The sequence below is a fragment of the Sphingomonas sp. BL2 genome (genome assembly GCF_056680015.1).
In genome coordinates this window covers 723,168-741,892 of sequence record NZ_CM155261.1, presented here as the reverse complement: position 1 = coordinate 741,892, position 18,725 = coordinate 723,168, and the positions used below count along the sequence as shown (strand labels likewise).

Annotated in this window: 15 protein-coding genes and 1 pseudogene; 5 read left to right on the top strand and 11 right to left on the bottom strand. The window is 63.7% G+C overall.

Annotated elements, in window-relative coordinates:
- Positions 1 to 17 precede the first annotated feature (17 nt).
- From mprF to AC1ME3_RS03405, 4 genes are all read right to left on the bottom strand, one after another.
- Positions 18 to 2,564: a bifunctional lysylphosphatidylglycerol flippase/synthetase MprF gene (gene mprF / locus AC1ME3_RS03420; protein WP_480954857.1), complete on the bottom strand. Its 2,547-nt coding sequence runs from the start codon at positions 2,562 to 2,564 to the stop codon at positions 18 to 20.
- A 4-nt stretch (positions 2,565 to 2,568) separates the two neighbouring features.
- Positions 2,569 to 2,955 (bottom strand): DUF2147 domain-containing protein, encoded by a 387-nt coding sequence (locus AC1ME3_RS03415; RefSeq protein WP_107954708.1) that lies wholly within the window; start codon positions 2,953 to 2,955, stop codon positions 2,569 to 2,571.
- A gap of 10 nt (positions 2,956 to 2,965) precedes the next feature.
- The gene (locus tag AC1ME3_RS03410; RefSeq protein ID WP_480954856.1) at positions 2,966 to 3,667 is read right to left on the bottom strand and encodes an AcvB/VirJ family lysyl-phosphatidylglycerol hydrolase; all 702 of its coding nucleotides are present in this window, start codon (positions 3,665 to 3,667) and stop codon (positions 2,966 to 2,968) included.
- Between the two features lie 296 nt (positions 3,668 to 3,963).
- Complete coding sequence (locus tag AC1ME3_RS03405; protein WP_480954855.1) at positions 3,964 to 4,257, bottom strand: chorismate mutase; 294 nt, start codon at positions 4,255 to 4,257, stop codon at positions 3,964 to 3,966.
- 149 nt (positions 4,258 to 4,406) lie between these two features.
- Between AC1ME3_RS03405 and AC1ME3_RS03400 the strand changes: the two genes are divergently transcribed.
- Positions 4,407 to 5,435 (top strand): polyprenyl synthetase family protein, encoded by a 1,029-nt coding sequence (locus AC1ME3_RS03400; protein ID WP_480954854.1) that lies wholly within the window; start codon positions 4,407 to 4,409, stop codon positions 5,433 to 5,435.
- 5 nt (positions 5,436 to 5,440) lie between these two features.
- Here the strand turns inward: AC1ME3_RS03400 and AC1ME3_RS03395 are convergent, their stop codons facing one another.
- From AC1ME3_RS03395 to AC1ME3_RS03380, 4 genes are all read right to left on the bottom strand, one after another.
- On the bottom strand, positions 5,441 to 6,958 hold the full coding sequence (locus AC1ME3_RS03395; protein WP_480954853.1) for a lipopolysaccharide biosynthesis protein: 1,518 nt from the start codon (positions 6,956 to 6,958) through the stop codon (positions 5,441 to 5,443).
- 133 nt (positions 6,959 to 7,091) lie between these two features.
- Positions 7,092 to 9,866 carry a DNA polymerase I gene (gene polA, locus AC1ME3_RS03390; RefSeq protein ID WP_480954852.1) on the bottom strand — a complete coding sequence of 925 codons (2,775 nt, stop codon included), beginning with the start codon at positions 9,864 to 9,866 and terminating at the stop codon, positions 7,092 to 7,094.
- A gap of 346 nt (positions 9,867 to 10,212) precedes the next feature.
- Positions 10,213 to 11,169, bottom strand: a complete 957-nt coding sequence (locus AC1ME3_RS03385) for an isopenicillin N synthase family dioxygenase (RefSeq protein ID WP_133029502.1) — start codon at positions 11,167 to 11,169, stop codon at positions 10,213 to 10,215.
- Between the two features lie 130 nt (positions 11,170 to 11,299).
- On the bottom strand, positions 11,300 to 11,812 hold the full coding sequence (locus AC1ME3_RS03380; protein WP_480954851.1) for a hypothetical protein: 513 nt from the start codon (positions 11,810 to 11,812) through the stop codon (positions 11,300 to 11,302).
- A 128-nt stretch (positions 11,813 to 11,940) separates the two neighbouring features.
- Here AC1ME3_RS03380 and AC1ME3_RS03375 point away from each other — a divergent pair, with 128 nt between their 5' ends.
- The gene (locus AC1ME3_RS03375; RefSeq protein WP_480954850.1) at positions 11,941 to 13,200 is read left to right on the top strand and encodes a multidrug effflux MFS transporter; all 1,260 of its coding nucleotides are present in this window, start codon (positions 11,941 to 11,943) and stop codon (positions 13,198 to 13,200) included.
- A 79-nt stretch (positions 13,201 to 13,279) separates the two neighbouring features.
- Positions 13,280 to 13,624, top strand: coding sequence for a DNA primase (locus AC1ME3_RS03370; protein WP_480954849.1), 345 nt, complete (start codon positions 13,280 to 13,282; stop codon positions 13,622 to 13,624).
- A 36-nt stretch (positions 13,625 to 13,660) separates the two neighbouring features.
- Here the strand turns inward: AC1ME3_RS03370 and AC1ME3_RS03365 are convergent, their stop codons facing one another.
- Positions 13,661 to 13,870, bottom strand: a complete 210-nt coding sequence (locus tag AC1ME3_RS03365; RefSeq protein ID WP_480954848.1) for a hypothetical protein — start codon at positions 13,868 to 13,870, stop codon at positions 13,661 to 13,663.
- Positions 13,871 to 14,178: 308 nt separating this feature from the next.
- Between AC1ME3_RS03365 and AC1ME3_RS03360 the strand changes: the two genes are divergently transcribed.
- Both AC1ME3_RS03360 and AC1ME3_RS03355 read left to right on the top strand, forming a co-directional pair.
- A complete protein-coding gene (locus AC1ME3_RS03360) occupies positions 14,179 to 14,844 on the top strand; it encodes an outer membrane protein (protein WP_480954847.1) in 666 nt (221 codons plus the stop codon).
- A gap of 535 nt (positions 14,845 to 15,379) precedes the next feature.
- Entirely contained in the window at positions 15,380 to 16,183 is an 804-nt protein-coding gene (locus AC1ME3_RS03355) for a thermonuclease family protein (RefSeq protein ID WP_480954846.1), read from the top strand.
- Between the two features lie 2 nt (positions 16,184 to 16,185).
- Here the strand turns inward: AC1ME3_RS03355 and AC1ME3_RS03350 are convergent.
- Together AC1ME3_RS03350 and AC1ME3_RS03345 are read right to left on the bottom strand one after the other, a co-directional pair.
- Positions 16,186 to 17,631: pseudogene (locus AC1ME3_RS03350) on the bottom strand (P-loop ATPase, Sll1717 family).
- 5 nt (positions 17,632 to 17,636) lie between these two features.
- A complete protein-coding gene (locus AC1ME3_RS03345) occupies positions 17,637 to 18,689 on the bottom strand; it encodes a ribonucleotide-diphosphate reductase subunit beta (RefSeq protein ID WP_480954845.1) in 1,053 nt (350 codons plus the stop codon).
- Positions 18,690 to 18,725: the final 36 nt, after the last annotated feature.

Genomic DNA, 18,725 nt, shown 5'->3' with positions numbered 1-18,725 from the left:
GCGAGCCCTAGCAAGGCTTACCCGCTCACCAAAGCCCGCAAATCGATCAGTCCGCGCAACAGCGACGTGCCGCCCGGCGAGGCGATATAACGCGGCGTCCAGTTCGGGCGGAACTTCTCCTTGTACGCGCGCAGGCCGGCGAACCCGTAGAACCGCTCGCCGTGGCGGAACAGGAACGCCGCCACCTTCGACCAGGTCGGCGACAGCCGCCGCGCCTCGATCCCGGACAGCGGCGCCATCCCGAGCGAGAAGTTGCGATAGCCATGCTCGTGCCCCCACAGCATCAGCCGCGTGAACAGGAAATCCATGCCACCCTGCGGCATGTCCTCGGCGTGGCGCATCAGGTCGACCGACAGCTCCTGCCTGTTCGGAGTGCCCCAGACGTTGGCGAAGGCGACGATTCTGCCCTCGATCCGCACCACCGCGCAGTCGAACTTCGCCATGTATCCCGGCTCGAACCGACCGACGCTGAAGCTCTTCTCGGCATGATCCTTGTCGGCCAGCCACCAGTCGGAGATCGTTTGCAGTTCTGGGATGATCGCGGGCATCTCGGCGGCCGGGACGACGGCGAACTGCGCACCGGCGCGTTCGGCGACACGGCTGGCCTTCCGGACGCTGCGCATCTCGGGCGTCTCCAGCGTGAAGCCGTCGAGCTCGACCGTCGCCTCTTCGCCGTATTTGACGAGCTTCAGCCCCATCTCGATCGCGATCGGCACGATCCGAAGGCCGATCTGGTACAGCAGCAGCCGCCCCTGTGCGGCGTCGGCGCGGGCGCGGATCGCCCATAGCAGTTCCGACCATGCCTCGCTCGGGCCCACCGGATCGCCGAGCACGATCCAGCTCGCGCCCTTGACCTGGTACATCAGGAACGCGTCGCCGCTGTCCGAGACCAGGAAGCGCTTGTCGCCAGTAAAGGCGAGCATCGCGTCGGTGCGGTCGGCATGCGCGAGCGCGGCGGTCGCGACGTCGTCGGGCAGCATGTCGTGGATCATCGGCACGGGTGCCGCGGCGAACAGTCGCCAGATCGCCGCACCGATCAGCAAGAGCCCGACCGCGAGGCTGGTGCGCAGGAAACGCGAGGCGTTGGCGTTGGTCTCGAACTGCCACCACAGGTCGCTCGAATAGCCAACGCGGCGATAGGCGAAGAAGCCGATCAACACCGACAGCCCGATCGCGGCACCTACGCCAACCAGCCATTCCGGGGACAGCGGCTCCGCGGTCAGTCGCGTCCGCCGGTAGAACGCGGCGCGCGTCCATTGGAGCGCGGCGGCGGTGAGCAGCAGGATCGTCGCTTCCTCGTAATCGAGGCCCTTGGCGATCGACAGCAGCGCGCCTGCGACGAGCAACGTCCGCGCCGCCCAGAACGCGCCGTCGAGCCGCCGGTACAGGCCAAGTGCGACCAGCAACAGCATCACGCCGACGAGGCTCGCCGCGACGTGCGCCATCTCGCTGATCGGCAGCGGCAGGATCGTCGCCAGGGTGTCCATGCGACCAGGGGCCGCGGGCAGCGCGCCCGATACGAGTAGCATCGCACCGCTCAGGAACACCAGCACGCCCAGCAACAGCGGTGCCAGCGGCAGCGCGATCGCCAGCGGATCGGTGCCTCGCCCGCGCCACTGACGCCCCTCGTGGAACGCCATCAGTACTGCGGCGAGGATCAGTGGGGCGACATAATAGATGATCCGGTAGGCGAGCAAAGCTGCGAGGACCGTCGCATTGTCCTGCGGCATCGTCGCTATGATCACCGCCTCGAACACGCCGAGCCCGCCCGGCACATGGCTGATCAACGCAACGACGATCGCCACCGCGTAGCCGAGGAACAGCACCGGATAGAGTTCGGGCGAGGCATTGGGGAGCAGCACGAACAACGCCGCACTCGCTGCCGCGAGATCGACCGTCGAGACCAGCAGGAGCGCGAGCGCCTGCCGCCAGTTCGGCAAGGGGAGTCTCCAGCCGAGCAGCCCGATCGATCCGCCATGGCGGTGACGCAGGACGATCCCCAGCATGACGAGCGGGATGACGATGCCGACGGTGCGCTCCAGCAGAGGCGGCATCGTCCACTTCACGATCGGCAGCGTCCCCGGATGGATCGCCATCGACAGGCACGCGACCGTGATGACCCCCGCCCAGAACGTCACGCCGGCTATCAGCACGACGCGCGCCACGGCGGCTTCGTCTAGCCCGGCGCGGCTATACACGCGGTATCGCGCCGACCCGCCGGTCAGCATGGCCAGCCCAAGGTTGTGGCTGATCGTGTAGCTGGTGAACGACGCGACTGCAGCCGTCCGCCACGGCAGTGGATGGCCGATCACTTTCAAAGCGATCGAATCGTAGAAGGTCAGCGCGATATAGCTGACGACGGTCAGCCCGATCGCCACCGAGAGCTGCGACCAGCCGAGCGCGGAGAACGCGGCGCGCACTTCGGACAGGCGGATTTCGGCGGTCAGCTTGTGGATCGCAGCGAAGCCAAGCACCGCGACGATGAGCACCGCCAGCGCGATCAGTGTGCCCCGGCGATGCGCGATCCAGTCGCGGGTCCGGATGATCAACGGACGAGTCGTCATCGGGTCAACCGCGGTGCCAGGTCTGCGTCTTGCACAGGAACCCGCCGATCAGGCAGCCTTTCACGTCGATCGTATTCGCGTCGACCAGCGTCAGCGTCGACCCGAAGGTGCGGCCCATGTCGGGGACGAAGATCTGGCCCGACCATTTCCTGCGGCCGCTCGGGCGATATTCGCGAAGCAAGGCGGTGCCGATCAGTTTCGGCGTGCCGCCATCGCGGGCGTCCGCCTGCGCCTCGTCGCTGGCGCGCACGACCCAGCCGCACAGCCTGTCCCCGCAGGCGCCTGTCTTCACGGCCACGCTGTTCTTCGGATTGTGCCAGGTGCCTTCCACGGGGGAAGCAGGGGCCGGGCTGCCCACGGCCATCGCGAGCGCCATTATCACAGGAATCATCGGTCGATCCTCAATCCGCGAAAACGAACCGCGCCAGCACCTCGTAGAGCGCATCGGCGTCGCGGTGAAGCGGGTGTCCGCCCGGCAACGCGATCCGCGTCGCATTGGCCTGGGTCAGCAACGGGCACAGACTGCCGACTTCCTCCGCGCCCTGCACGCATAGCAAAGGCGCCCAGGTCAGCTGGCGCGCGGTCGGCATCGCGTCGACGGTCGGGGTCCAGAGATCGAAGACCTCGCTTGGCGACGCGCGGAACTGGACGTTGTCCTCCGGTACGATCAGCGCGATCTTGGCGATCTTGGCGCGCAATTCGGGGGCGAGGTCGACCAGTCCGACATGCAGCATGTCCGCGCCGAACGATTGGCCGATCAGCACCACCCGGTCGGTGTGGCCGAGGCGCAGCGCGCGCTGTTCGGCGCGTGCGATCAGCGTCGTGATGTCCGCCGGCGTCCGCGTCGTGCGCAGATAGGTCAGCGTATTGACCGCGACCACCGGCACGCCGTCCGCCGCCAACCGCCGTGCGATCTGCGGCGCCATGCCGATCTTGTAGCCGAGATCGCCGGTGAGAAGCACGGCGGCGAACAGCTGTTGCGGCTTGGTAGGATGGACATCGGTGAACAACGGCCCACCGAAATAGCCGAGCCAGCCCATGAAGCCGGCCGCGGCAATAGCGGCCAGGACCAGCGCGAGCAGAGATCGGTAGAGCCACGTCATCCGCGACCGATTGCACCGGGGCGCGTGATCGGCACGTGGAACAAGGATGACGTTTTCGTCATGCACTGCTGAGTCGTGCCGCAGGTCGCTGACGCGCAGAGATGCTTAGCGACGAAGCACCACCCCGGCGAAGGTCGGGGCCCAATTGAAAAGGCGTTCGTGACAGCGCCCTACGCCTCGTGATCGCCGTCCCCCAATTGGGCCCCGGCCTTCGCCAGGTGGTAAGTTTGTGGTGGCGTGAATTTGCTGCGGCAGTAAGTTTACCGAGAGGTAATCGATACGCTTGGCTCGTCGCCTCACACCTCGTCGGGATCGTGCGCCAACCGCTCATGGTGACGGATCACCTCGTCGATGATGAAGCGCAGGAATTTTTCCGAAAACTCGGGATCGAGCTGCGCCTCCGCCGCGAGGTGCCGCAGTCGTGCGATCTGGCGCTCCTCGCGGCCCGGATCGGCGGCAGGCAGGCCGTGCGTCGCCTTGTGCCGGCCCACCGCCTGCGTCACCTTGAAGCGCTCCGCGAGCATGTGGATCAGAGCCGCATCGATGTTGTCGATGCTCTGGCGGTATCCGGTCAACAGGTCGTCAGCCACCAAAATACCCTTTCGTTGGTTCGGCGCGCCTTTTGCGGCGACGTGGCCGGATCGGCAAGGCGTTGCACGGCAGATTGGGGCGAGCCGGGGCAGGCCGACGCCCGGCAAGGGTTGCTTTGCAGGGGCATAGGCGTCAGAGGCTCGGGAAGATGAGCGCCACCGTCCACCGCCTCGACACCCTTCGTCCCACGCCCGAGTCCCAGCCCTCGCTGGACCCGATGGTCAAGCTCGTCCGTGGCGACATGGACCAGGTCAACGCGGTGATCCGCGGCCGGATGGAGTCCGAGATCCCGCTGATCCCCGAACTCGCGGGTCACCTGATCGCGGGTGGCGGCAAGCGGATGCGGCCGATGCTGACGCTCGCGAGCGCGCAACTGATCGGCTATGCGGGTACGCAGCATCATCTGCTCGCGGCCGCGGTCGAGTTCATCCACACCGCGACGCTGCTTCACGACGACGTCGTCGATGGCTCGGACCTGCGCCGCGGCAAGCGCACCGCCAACATCATCTGGGGTAACCCCGCCAGCGTGCTGGTCGGCGATTTTCTGTTCAGCCGCAGCTTCGAACTGATGGTCGAGGCGGGCAGCCTGAAGGCGCTGAAGATCCTGTCCTCTACCAGCGCAGTCATCGCGGAAGGCGAGGTCAATCAGCTCACTGCTGCGCGCCGCGTCGATCTCGGCGAGGAACGCTATCTCGACATCATCGGTGCGAAGACCGCGGCGCTGTTCGCGGCGGCGTGCCGGATTTCGGCGGTCGTCGCCGATCGTCCCGAGGCCGAGGAGGCTGCGCTCGACGCCTATGGTCGCAATCTCGGCATCGCGTTCCAGCTGGTCGACGATGCGATCGATTACGTCTCCGATGCTGATACGATGGGCAAGGATGCGGGCGATGACTTCCGTGAGGGCAAGATGACGCTTCCGGTGATCCTCGCCTATGCGCGTGGTTCGGTCGAGGACCGTGCGTTCTGGAAGGATGCGGTCGAAGGTCGCCGTGACAGCGAGGCCGATCTGCAACACGCGATCCGCCTGATCCGCTCCACTCGTGCAATCGACGACACGTTCGCGCGCGCCCGGCATTACGGCCAGCGCGCGATCGACTCGATCGCCGGCTTCCCGAACGGCGCCGCCAAGGACGCAATGATCGAAGCCGTCGAGTTCGCGGTCGCCCGCGCATACTGATCGCGCTAGCGGATCGGTGATCCGGCATTCGGCAGCGTCGCCTCGCCAACCGGCGTCGATTTGCCGAACAAGGCGCGGTCCGTAGGGCCGAACGCGTATTTCCACAGGATGTAGAGATAGGTGGCCGCGATCGCGGGTTCGCCGATCGCGAGCTCTACCCACTCGTAACGCTTGGGTAGCGTCGTGAACGCGCCACCGACCACGATCGCGGCGAGCGCGGCCCAGATCAGCGGCCAGCGCCACGGTGAGACGCTTGTCCCCAGCAGATGGCCAAGCAGCTTCGACTTGATGATCGAGGTCAGACCCACCGACAGCATCAGCGCGATCGCCGGGCCTGCAGCCTGGTAATTGACGGGGTAGCCCAGTGCCCGGATTGTAAAGATCAGTGCGAAACTGAGGCCGACCTGGAACGCGAGCATCGCGGCCGAGATCATCAAATTGCGGTGGCGGGCGATGTAGACGAGTGCGGATTCGCTGACCGCGCCGGTCGACGCGAGCACTTCGGCGGTGAGCAGGAATGCGAGCGCGGCAGTGCCGGCGACGAACTGCGGTCCGACCACGCCCATCACCGCTTCGCCGGGGATCGAGCCCATCAGCGCAAGGCCGCCTTGCGCCGCCATGATCCAGAACGCGACCTGCCGCACCTGATTGGCGATTGCCGTGCGGTCGTTGATCGCGAGACTGTGGGTGATGACGGGACCGAGGATCGGGTCGAAGCTGGTCTTGAGCTTCTGCGGCAGGCTCGCGACCTGTTGGGCCATGTAGTAGATGCCGACGACCTTGGGCTCGAACATCACGCCGAGGATGAAGCGGTCGACGTTGCGGCTGCCCCATTCGAGGATGTCCGCACCGGCGAGCGGCACGTTCGCGCGAGCGAGCGCGTACAATGGACGGAGCTGGGGTTTCCAGCCGCGCGGGATGCCATAGCTGCGCAGGAACGGCACGAGGCTGGCGATCAGCGCCGCGGTCATCGATGCGACGTAGCTTAGCACGAGGCCGTCGCGGATCGTGAAATAGGAGAACGCCCAGGCGGCGATCGAGATCGTCCACGGCTCGACCACCGCGCGCGCCGTGACCGCGGCCTTGACGTTGAGGCGATAGGCGAGCGCGGCGAGGCTGACGTCGGACCAGGCGATCGCGACGATGATCAGCGGCAGGAATCGGTCGAGCCCCGTGATCGCGCTGTTCGGATACATGATCTGCGGGAAGGTGCAGAGCACGGCACTGGCGATGAGCGACGCGACGAACGCGACCGCCATCGCGTCCCACACGACGTTGGCGTGGGGGCGGTCGGCGCTGCTGAGCGCCTGGGCGAGACCGCGCTTAAGGCCGAGCGTGGCAAGGAGCGCGGCTAGTTCGACCACCACGACCGCGATTGCAAAGCGGCCGACGAGGTCAGGGCCGTAGATACGGCCGGCGATGAACAGGAACGGGATACGCGCGGCGAGGCGGAGGACGAAGCCGGCGATGTTGGTCCGACCACCCTTGGCGAGCGTGTCGATATCCTGCGTGGCCTCGGTCACGCTTTTCGGCTCCCTGGAAGGGAGGGGTAGGGGGTGGATTGGCTTATGAGGTTCGGTTGCACCTGCCCCAGGCCGACCCACCCCCGGCCCCTCCCTTTCAGGGAGGGGGGAAGGTTTTCGGGCAGTTTCTCGCTCAATGCGCTGCGCCCCAGCTCAGGCCGGTGCCGATCTCGATTCCGAGGGGTACGTCGAGCGTCACCGCGGGTTGCGCCGCGGTTGCCATGACACGTTCGATCACCGGCTTGGCCGCTTCGACGTCGCCCTCGGGGAGTTCGAACACGAGTTCGTCGTGCACCTGAAGGAGCATGCGGACGTTCGGGAGGCCCGCTTCGAGCAACGCCGGCCCCATGCGAACCATCGCGCGCTTGATGATGTCGGCGCTCGTCCCCTGGATCGGCGCGTTGATCGCGGCGCGTTCGGCGCCCTGCCGCTCATGCTGGATCTTCGAACGGATGCGCGGGAAGTGCGTTTTGCGGCCGAACAGCGTAGTGGTGAAGCCGCTCGCGCGGACGCTCTCGGTGGTCTCGACGATGTAGTTCGAGATGCCGGGGAAGCGATCGAAATAGCGGTCGATCATCGCTTGCGCTTCGTCCGCCGACACGTCGAGCCGACCCGCCAGCCCCCAGCGCGAGATGCCGTAGAGGATCGCGAAGTTGATCGTCTTCGCGCGGCCGCGGGTGTCGCGGTTGACTTCGCCGAACAGTTCCTGCGCGGTGAGGCTGTGGATGTCGTCGCCGTTTGCGAACGCGGCCTTCAGCGCGGGAACGTTCGCCATGTGCGCGGCCAGCCGCAGCTCGATCTGCGAGTAATCGGCGGCGAGGATGACGTTGCCGGGCTCGGCCACGAACGCGTCGCGGATCTGGCGGCCGATCTCGGTGCGGATCGGGATGTTCTGGAGGTTGGGATCGGTCGACGACAGCCGCCCCGTCTGTGCGCCGGTCAGCGAGTAGGACGTGTGGACGCGGCCCGTCGCCGGATTGATCTGCGCCTGCAACGCATCAGTGTAGGTCGATTTCAGCTTCGACAACTGGCGCCAGTCGAGCACTTTGCGTGCGATCACTGCGCCCGGTGAATCCTTGTCCGCGGCGATGCGCTCGAGTTCGTTGACGTCGGTCGAATAGACGCCGGATTTGCCCTTTCGGCCGCCCTTGATGCCCATCTTCTCGAACAGGACGTCGCCCAATTGCTTGGGACTGCCGATCGTGAAGGGCGCGCCGGCGAGCGCGTGGATTTCGGTTTCGAGGCTCGCCATCTGGCCGGCGAACTCGGTCGAGAGCTTCGACAGTTTCGCGGCGTCGACCTTGATCCCGTGCATTTCCATCTGCGCGATGACGGGGACGAGCGGGCGGTCGACCATCTCGTAGACGCGCGTCGAGCCCTCCGCGGGCAGGCGGCGCTTGAACCGGCGCCAGAGACGGAGCGTGACGTCGGCGTCCTCGGCGGCGTAACGCGTGGCGGCCTTGAGGTCGATTTCGTTGAAACTGCGCTGCGTCTTGCCGGTGCCGACGACGTCCTTGAACGCGATGCAGCTGTGCGAGAGGTGCGTAGCGGCGAGTTCGTCCATGCCGTGGCCGTGCAGCCCGGCGTCGAGATCGAAGCTCATCACGATCGTGTCGTCGAACGGCGCGATGGTCACGCCGCCGGCCGACTCGTAAGCACGGCCGAGGACGATCATGTCGTATTTGAGGTTGTGGCCGATCTTCAGGACGCTCGGATCCTCCAGCAACGGCTTCAGTTTCTCGAGCACGAGCGCGCGATCGAGCTGGACCGGGTTTTCCGCGAGCAAATCCGTTCCGCCATGTGCGATAGGTATGTAGCAGGCGAGGTTCGGATGCAGCGCCATGCTCACCCCGACGAGGTCCGCGCGCGTCGCGTCGATGCCGGTGGTCTCGGTGTCGATCGCGATCCAGCCCTGGTGCTTGGCGACGGTGATCCAGCGATCAAGCGCGGCTTCGTCGACGACGGTTTCGTAATCGTCGTGCTTGCACGGTTCGTCCTCGTCGAACTCGGCCGTGCTCGCCGGTTCCGCGACGGGGGCCTCGGCGACCGCGGAAAGCTTCGCGATCAGCGACTTGAAGCCGTGATGTTCGAGGAACGCGCGAAGGGGGGCGTCGGGGATGCCCTTGAGTTCGAGATCTTCGAGCGGTTCGGGCAGCGCGACGTCGCATTTGAGCGTGACGAGCACCTTCGACAGCCGCGCCATCTCGGCATGCTCGATCAGATTGTCGCGCAGCTTGCCCTTCTTCATGCCGTCGGCGGCGGCGAGCACGGCTTCGAGATCGCCGTGTTCAAGGATCAGTTTCGCCGCGGTCTTGGGGCCGACGCCGGGGACGCCGGGGACGTTGTCGACGCTGTCGCCCATCAGCGCGAGCACGTCGCCGAGCTGCGCGGGGGATACGCCGTGGAATTTCTCCGCGACATGCTCCGCGCCGAGCCGGCGGTTGTTCATCGTGTCGTACATGTCGAGCCCGGGCTCGATCAGCTGCATCAGATCCTTGTCGGAACTGACGATCGTGACTTCCCAGCCTTGGGCGAGTGCGGCCTTTGAGTAACAGGCGATGATGTCGTCGGCTTCGAGTCCCTCGGTCTCGATGCAGGGCAGCGAGAAGGCGCGCGTGGCGTCGCGGATCATCGGGAACTGGGGGACGAGATCCTCGGGCGGCGGCGGACGCTGCGCCTTGTACTTGTCGTAGAGATCGTTGCGGAAGGTCTTCGACGACTTGTCGAGGATGACCGCCATGTGGGTCGGGCCGTCGGCGGCGTGAACCTCGTCAGCGAGCTTCCACAGCATCGTCGTATAGCCGTACACCGCACCGACGGGCTCGCCATGCTTGTTGGTGAGCGGCGGCAGCCGGTGATAGGCGCGGAAGATATAGCCGGAGCCGTCGACGAGATAGAGATGGGGCATCGCGCGCGGTCTAGCGGATGCGGGGGCGCGCACCAATGGGCGATGCGTGGTTGTTGGGTATCAGGTGGGGAGAAAAGCGGTGGGGTGTTTGCCTCGCTTCACTTTCCCGAGAGAGGCACCACCCCGGCGAAGGCCGGGGTCCAGTTGGAAACGTGATCGTAACGGCGCGCCGCGCTTCGTTATGACCGTCCCCCAATTGGGCCCCGGCCTCCGCCGGGGTGGAGGTGTGGTGGAAGATACTTGTCCCACCAAGCTCCCTCCTTGTTCTCTTGCGAAGGCGGGAGCCTCCCCGCCTTCGGGGAAACATGCTTCTTCGGTTCGAGGGGGAGTATGAGGTTGAAGCCTCCTACTTCTTGATCAGCCCGATCTCGACCAGTCGCTCGTACAGGTAATCATGCGCGGTGATAGGGTTTGGATAGCGGTTCGCGTTGTCCGGCGTGATCGTCCCGGGCAGCGTCTCGATCAGGAAGTCCGGCGCGGGGTGCAGGAAGAACGGCATCGAGTAGCGCGAATGGCCGCGGCGTTCGGGAGGCGGGTTGACGACGCGGTGCGTGGTCGAGGGCAGCACGTTGTTGGTCAGTCGCTGGAGCATGTCGCCGACGTTGACGACCATCGCGCCCTCGGGCGGCTTGATCGACAGCCAGCGGCCGTTCGCGCGGTCGAGCAGTTCGAGGCCCGCTTCCTCGGCACCAAGCAACAGCGTGATGAGGTTGATGTCTTCATGCGCGCCGGCGCGGACGCCTTCCGCATCGGCGGGGATGGGCGGGTAGTGGAGCAGACGAAGTATGCTGTTGCCGTCCTTCACCGCGGGATCGAACCAGTCGGGCTTGAGCTTCAGGTGACGCGCGATCGCGGACAGCAGCTTGTCGCCGGCGCGGTCGAACGCGGCGAAGAGTTCGAGGAAGACCGGCTTGAAGCCCTCGGGCCGCGTCGGCCAGACGTTCGGCGCCATCGTGTCCGCATAGCGATGACCCTCGGGCAGCTCGCGGCCGACGTGCCAGAATTCCTTGAGGTCGACGACCTTGGCGTCCTTGGCGATCTCGGTCTTGAACGGCGTGTAGCCGCGCGCGCCGCCGCCGCCGGGGATGTGATAGCCGCGCTTCTCGTCTTCGGGCAGGTCGAACAGGAGTTTCGTCTCGGCCCAGGCGCGCTCGATCAGGTCGGCGGGGATGCCGTGATCGGCGACGATCGCAAAGCCGTACCGCTCGAACGATTCGCCGAACGCGGCGGCGAAACCGTCGGGGTCGGAATCCTGCGTGGCGAGGCTGAGCGTCGGGACCTGGGCGGCGGGGGTGTCGAGCATGAGGTGCGTGTCCGGATTGGGGGACGCCCGATATAGGGGATTGGGGGTGCCGTGCCAAATGCTTGGGTTAGGGTTGGTCTGGATTTGGAATCTGTAATGATCCTCCCCCTTGCGGGAGAGGATCGTCGACTTATCCGCTGATGACGATCGTGCCGGTCGCCTTGTCCTTGCCATCTGGGGCGAGTTCGAGGCGGAAGGGTTTGTTCTCGTCGGTCGTGCCGATCAGATTCGCGCCTTCGCCGTGCACCTTGTAGCCGACCTTGCCCAAGCGCTGCGCGAACCAGTCACGGACGATTAGCGGAGTCGCCGGGCTGGTAAATGCAACACGTAGGCCGCTTCCTGCATCGCTACCGTTGTTTTCGTTACCGACGATGTTCAGGTTCTTGATCGACGACCCCGGATACAGCCGCACGCCGTTGAGATCGAAATTGCCCGTATCGATCTTGATCTTCGGCAGCTTTACCGAGCCCTGGAAGCCGGGCACGTCGATCTTCATCTCGCCGGTCTCGCCATTGATCGCGCCGAGCACGTTGCCGCCATCGGCGTTGATCGAGACCGACGCGCCCTCGTTCGAGCGATCGCAGGCGGACAGGGCAAGCACGCTGGTGAGACCGACAGCAGCGAGCAAATACGGGCGGATCATGATCATCTCCGAAGTGTGTTGTTCTGGCAATACAGATAGGGGTCGTCGGCGCACTGCGCAATCGTCGCATAGCTGCGCCGGTTAGCGGGTTCCGCGCGATCGCACGAGCGGGTACAGGGCCACGCATCATGCAGACCCAGGATCCACAATCCGACGCGCCAGCGATGCGCGGCGCGCCGATCGGCTTCGTCGAGTTCGTCGCGCTCGTCGCCTCGCTGATGTCGCTGACCGCGCTCGGCATCGACTCGATGCTGCCAGCGCTGCCGGCGATTGGCAACTCGCTCGGTGTCGCGACCGAGAACGGGCGGCAGTTCGTCGTAACCGCGTTCGTGATCGGGTTCGGCGTCGCGCAGCTCGTCCACGGGCCGCTCGCGGATCGGTTCGGGCGGCGGACGGTGCTGCTGTGGTCGCTCGTCCTGTACATCATCGCCAACGTCGCCTGCGCGACCGCGGGCAGTTTCACGCTTTTGCTGGCGGCGCGCGCATTCGGTGGCGCGGTGATCGCAGCGGCACGCGTGGCGACGATCGCTTTGGTCCGTGACTGCTATCACGGGCGGCCGATGGCGCGGGTGATGTCGATAGCGTTCATGGTGTTCATGATCGTGCCGATCCTGGCGCCGACGTTCGGCTGGACGGTGCTCCAGTTCGGCGATTGGCGCGCGATCTTCTGGACGGTTGCGGTGCTGACGCTGGGGGTGCTGGTCTGGTTCTACCTGCGGATGCCTGAGACGCTGGCGCCCGAGAACGTCCTGCCGATTACGCCGGAGCGGATCCTCAGCGACTGGCGGCAGACGCTCGGCGATCGCAATTCGCTCGGCTACACGCTCGCCTCGACCGCGTTGCTCGGATCGCTGTACGGCTATCTCAATTCGATCCAGCAGATCATGGCGGACGTGTTCCACAAGCCGTCGCTGCTCGCGCTGATCTTCGCGACGACGTCGGTGACGATGGCGATCTGCAATCTGCTCAACTCGCGGATCGTGATGCGGCTGGGGACCCGGCTGATCAGCCATGGCGCGCTGTCGCTGATGATCCTGGTCTCGCTCGTCCATCTGTTCGCGATCGAGGTCGGGTTCGAGACTTTGGTCAGCTTTGCCGTCTTCCAGGCGCTGACGCTCGGGTGTTTCGGGCTGGCGACGTCGAACTTCTCGGCGATGGCGATGGAGAATATGGGGCGGATCGCCGGTACCGCGTCGAGCGTGCAGGGGTTCCTTAGCGTTACGATCGGTGCGGTGTTCGGCGCATTGATCGGCCAGGCCTTCAACGGCACCACCGTGCCGCTGGTCGGCGGGTTCCTGCTCGCCGGACTCGCAGCACTCCTGTCGATCCTAGTGACCGAACGCGGTCGGCTGTTCCGGCCCGCATCGACGACGCCCGTCCGCGCTTGAAGGAACCACCGCGCACGTCCACCGTTCGCATCTGGTAGGCCTGCAAAACGCGGGCGTCCTGGAACGAGGGAGTTTGACCATGGGCGGACATCAGGTGCCGAGTGCCGGTTCGGGCGACGACGGTTATGACGAAGAGGGCTATGACGAGAGCCAGCGCGCCGAGATCCTCGAGGCCACGCGGAACGGGCCGAGCGACGGCATCATCCTGACCGACCTCGAACCCGATCTGGGCGAGGATGACACCGACGACGAGTCGATCGACGAGACCAAGATGGATTCGGAAGAGGTCGGCGAGACGGACTCAACGGTGACGATGGACGAAGCCGACATGGACGAGGACGACGTCCAGGACGAACTCGACGACGACACGATCGACGACGACGAAGACCTGAAGGACGCTGACGACGTCGCGCTGAAGCCCTGAACTATCCGCGGCGCGCCTGTACCGGGCGCGTCGCTCTCAGTCGGCGGCGTTGGCGAGGATTGCGAGATCGTCCGCGTTGAACGCGGCGCCGGCGGCGTGGGTCGGTTGTTCCACCGTGTTACCCGAAGACGCGTTTGTTGGGGCCGGTTCCGGTGCATCGCTGGCCACGTCATAGGCCGTCCACACGATCCCCGCCGACCAGAAGAGCGCCGCCCAGCGGCTGCGGAACAGGCGTGAAAACCCCATCGATGCTGCATCGCACACTGTTTGTCACCAGAGGGTAAACAGACGGCGTTAACACCAGCCGCGGCTGCTTTTTGCCGCTTTTCCGCTGTATTCCTGCCTAGTCCGCCCCGCAGCGGCCATGGTTCGTTCATCCAAATGACAGGAACCGTTGCTGTAACGCAACACAGCGGAACAGTTCCCTGCCAGTTCTCTGAATGTGACGTTTTTTGTGCAACCATGTGCTCGCCGACCGGTTTGGCTTGCCTGGACCGAACCGACGCACCGTGCAGTCGGCGATCCACGCAACAACACGGTATAAGGTCAAACTCATGCGTAAGCTTTCCCTGGCAATCGCCCTCGCCGCCGCAACGGTCGCAGTTCCCGCCTTCGCGCAGGACATGTCGGCACCGGCACCCGTCGACAACAGCGCACAGCCCGGCGAAGCAGCAGCGCCCGACGGCTCGAAGGCATTCGGCATCGAGCCATATTTCGGCGTGATGGGCGGCTGGGAGCAGTTCGACAACGAGCGCGGCCACGGCATCCCGCAGGCGCTGAACGCCGACAACTCGCTCCGCCGCGGCTACAAGCCATCGGGCTCGCTGGTCCAGGGTGTGCTCGGCGTGAACGTACCGCTCGGCCCGGTCTTCGTCGGCGCAGAAGGCAACGTGATCAAGGGCATCGATGGCAACATCGATTGGGAATACGGCGCAGCAGGCCGCTTCGGCTTCCGCGCTGGCGACAGCGGCCTGATCTACGGCAAGGTTGGCTACCAGTGGGTCAACTTCGACCATTTCTCGGCACGCTCGACCAACGGCGGCGACACCGGTCGTGACTACAGCGCGATCACCTACGGCATCGGCGCAGAAGTCGGTCCGCAGAGCATTGGCCTGAAGGGCATCACCGGCAACGCAGGCTTCCGTATTCGCGCCGAGGTCAACACCTTCGGCGACGCGCAGAGCTTCCGTCCGATGCTCGGCATCATCACGCACTTCTAAGCCTTTGCCTCGCAAGAGGTTCAAGCTGGACGCGTAACGGGGGCGGGGAGTGGCTAGGGCCATTTCCCGCCCTTCGTGTGTCCGGCGTTTCCAGTGGGTTGGCGAGTGAAGTATAGGAAGTGCAGACGCTCGCGCGATGATCGCGGGACGGGCCAAGGCCGTGAGATGGGCAGGGGGGGGCAGCACTTTCCTGCCCGTCGTGCGTCTGGCGCCTGCGGGTGTCAGAAAGTGAAGTATAGAAAGTATAGACGCTCGCCCGATGATCGCGGGAAGGCGCGCGCGTGCAAGTTGCGAGGGTGCGTGCACGTTGCGCTGGACTGAAGTGAGGGCTGGCACGTGTCGAACGGGGCATGCCGGCCCCGTGTAGGACATCGAAATCTCGTGCCCGTGCGAGGGTGCATTGCTGATCCGATGCATCCGAGACGTGCTGTGCACGATGTTCACGATGCGTTCGCCTCGTTTCCGACTCCGCTCGCCGCAAGACCGGGTCGCGCCAAGGTGACTTCCGTGGGCGCGCGCGTAGGCGCGAGCGGTGATGGAGTATGTGTTTGATTTCATGCGGTTGCTTGGCGGCGACCGCGCTGGTGCCACGCGTGGCCGTGGGGGCTCGGCGCGCAGCACCAAGCCGGGAGTCCTGCTGCAGCTCCGCCTGGTGTTCTACGGCGTGCTGCTCGGGCTGATGATGCCGGTGATCCGTCAGATCGACTGGGCGGCGCTGTTACCGCCCGGCTTGAAGATCGAATGGCCGACCGGGTTCGGTATCGCCTGGCCTGCCGGGCATCTGCGTGTGCCGGGCGGCTGGGGTTGGGGTGCGAACGCTGCCAAGACGGAGGGGGCGTCCGCTGCTGCTGCCGGAGCGGCGACCACGGCCGGTGCCGTCACCACTGCCACCGGCGCGCTGGCGACCGCGGCGGGAGTCGCCAGCGCTGCGTCGACCGTCGCGGCGGTGTCGTCCGCGCTGTCGGGCGGCAAGGCGGTCTCCGCGCGCTTCACGATCTGCGGCCACGCCAAGCGGATCAACTGCATGGTCGACGGCGACACGTTCTGGATGGCGGGCACCAAGATCCGTATCGCCGACATCGACACGCCGGAGACCCACCCGCCGCGCTGCGCCCGCGAAGCGCGGCTGGGGCAGGCGGCGACGCTGAAGATGCAGGCGCTGCTCAACGCCGGCCCCTTCACGCTGACCCCGATCAAGCGCGACGTCGATCGCTATGGCCGCAAACTGCGCATCGTCGAGCGAGGCGGGGAGTCACTGGGAGCGGTACTGGTCCGCCACGGACTCGCGCGCGACTATGGCGGCGGCAAGCGTTCGCCTTGGTGTGGAAAGTCGTCGTGAAACTACCCGTTTCGCTCTTCCCGTAGTTTAGCAAACTCCTTCAACCCGAGATGTACTTTTAAAAGGGACGCCCCGTTATCCCAACCAGCGTGTGAGTCGCTATACTGAAATACCCACCCACTTCCGCCTTTGCCTATCCCTCTGCGATAGCCAACCACCGAGAACTGATAAAGCAATTCTAAAGCATCATCTGCAGTTACCAAGTTCTTTGCTGACTTTCGACGATTATATGCCTCTACAAACCCATCTCGGGAGAAAGTTATAGTTGCTAGCTCTGAGCATGCTTGGAGAGCCTCGCTCCAACGCTCCCAGTGTGGTCCTAACTCATCATCGAGTTCCTGCTTCAAGTACCGCGAATACGGTTCTCGAGCAGACTGGATATCGTCATTATCGAAGAAGTTTGAATCAGCGTTGCGGCTAATGCTTACTGAAAGGGCACAATTTAGAAATTTAATAACATCGCGAGGGCGTAAAAACGTCCTCGCTATCACGTGGTTCCATTTAGATTGTGATCCCCTCATAAGGGCCTCATCTTCGATATCGGTCCACGTAAGATTTTTACCGAGTTTTGCTTTGATTCATTCGTTTATCAAATCAAGTAAAGATTCTGGATCCCATTCTAGTAGTACTGCCGAAGACTGGGAAATCTTATTTTTATCCGAAAATCTTAATTCGTCCCAGATGTCAGTTCTGAGAAATATAACGGGAGAGATTGTAGCACTTGTTAGTCTGTACTTCCTGTATGAGCGAGCGGCAAGTATGAGGCCAACGATCATCTGCTCATGTTGACTATTTAAAATTGACAAACCTTGGTCAAGTTCATCAAAATTAAGGAGTATCTTCTTAGTCGCCGTCTGCGAGCAAATAGTTAAAGCGCAATTTATCAGTACCTCGGTAAGAGCGTCCAGTTCTGGCGCAATTCCGCCGTCCTTGGTTTCAAACTCAACCCCACCTAAAGAGTTTCCCATTACAGACGGTAAAAATGATGTTTTGCTGAGCTTAAGTCGTTTAGGCCTCAAGATATCAGACAGAGTTGGGCTTTGCCCTCCGTAATTATCATATAAAAACTGATGGGCCGACCGCTGCGCATCAGTTTGTAATTTCATGCCCTTCTCATTTATAAGAAGCGAAAGTGTCTTTACGGCGATAAGATATCGCCATGAACTGACGTACGTCTCGATCTCGGACGCACCGGTATTTCGTCTCTTTTCATGAAGCGACCAAGGGTAATCACGGAGGCTTAGAGATGTGGAAAGGTAATTATTCGTCGATGCGCCGAAATACTTAGCTAAAGCAGTTTTACCTGATCCCTTCCGACCCAGAACGACGATCGTGTCGCCAGACTCAATTTGGGATACCGCGTCAGTCTTTAAAAAATACGAGAGTACTGAGTCATCCTCCTCAGCAGCAACATCGCCGAATGTTCCAATATCTGCGTGGTATCCCATTTAGGTTACTCCGCTGCCACCGATTCGCTGAACATGTCCCGAACCTCACTCATATCCACATTCGCGGCAGGCCCCTTCTTCGCGGTCTGGCGCTTGTCGAACGAGTCCCAGACGTCGTTCCACTGGCCCTTGGTCGCGGCCTTCGAATACTCCGTTGCGCGCTGTTCGAAGAAGTTGGCGTGCTCGACGCCGTTGAGCATCGGGGCGAGCCAGGGCAGTGGGTGCTCGTCGATCATGTAGATCGGCTTCAGGCCGAGCTGAGTCATGCGCCAGTCGGCGATGAAGCGGATGTACTTCTTGATCTCCTTGGGGGTCATGCCGTTGACCGGGCCCATCTCGAAGGCGAGGTCGATGAAATTGTCCTCGAGGCGGATCGTCGTCTGGCAGACGTCGGCGATGTCGTCCTTGACCGCCTTGGTCAGGCACTGGCGCTCCTGACAGAAGGTGTGGAACATCTTGATGATGCCCTCGCAGTGCAAGGACTCGTCGCGGATCGACCAGGTGACGATCTGGCCCATGCCCTTCATCTTGTTGAAGCGCGGGAAGTTCATCAGCATCGCGAACGACGCGAACAGCTGGACGCCCTCGGTGAAGCCGCCGAACATGGCCAGCGTGCGCGCGATGTCCTCGTCGTTGTCGACGGTGAACTGCTGCATGTAATCATGCTTTTCCTTCATCTCGGCATATTCGAGGAAGGCGCCGTACTCGCTCTCGGGCATGCCGATGGTGTCGAGCAGATGGCTGTAGGCGGCGATGTGGACCGTCTCCATGTTGCTGAACGAGGTCAGCATCATCTTGATCTCGGTCGGCTTGAACACACGGCCATACTTTTCGTGGTAGCAATCCTGCACCTCGACGTCGGCCTGCGTGAAGAAGCGGAAGATCTGCGTGAGCAGGTTGCGCTCGTGATCGCTGAGCTTCTGCGCCCAATCGCGGCAATCCTCGCCCAGGGGCACTTCCTCGGGGAGCCAGTGGAGCTGCTGCTGGCGCTTCCAGAACTCGAACGCCCAGGGGTATTCGAACGGCTTGTACTGCTTGGAGGCGTGAAGGAGGGACATGGGGTAAGCCTTTCGGAAGATTGGTTTTATATCGAG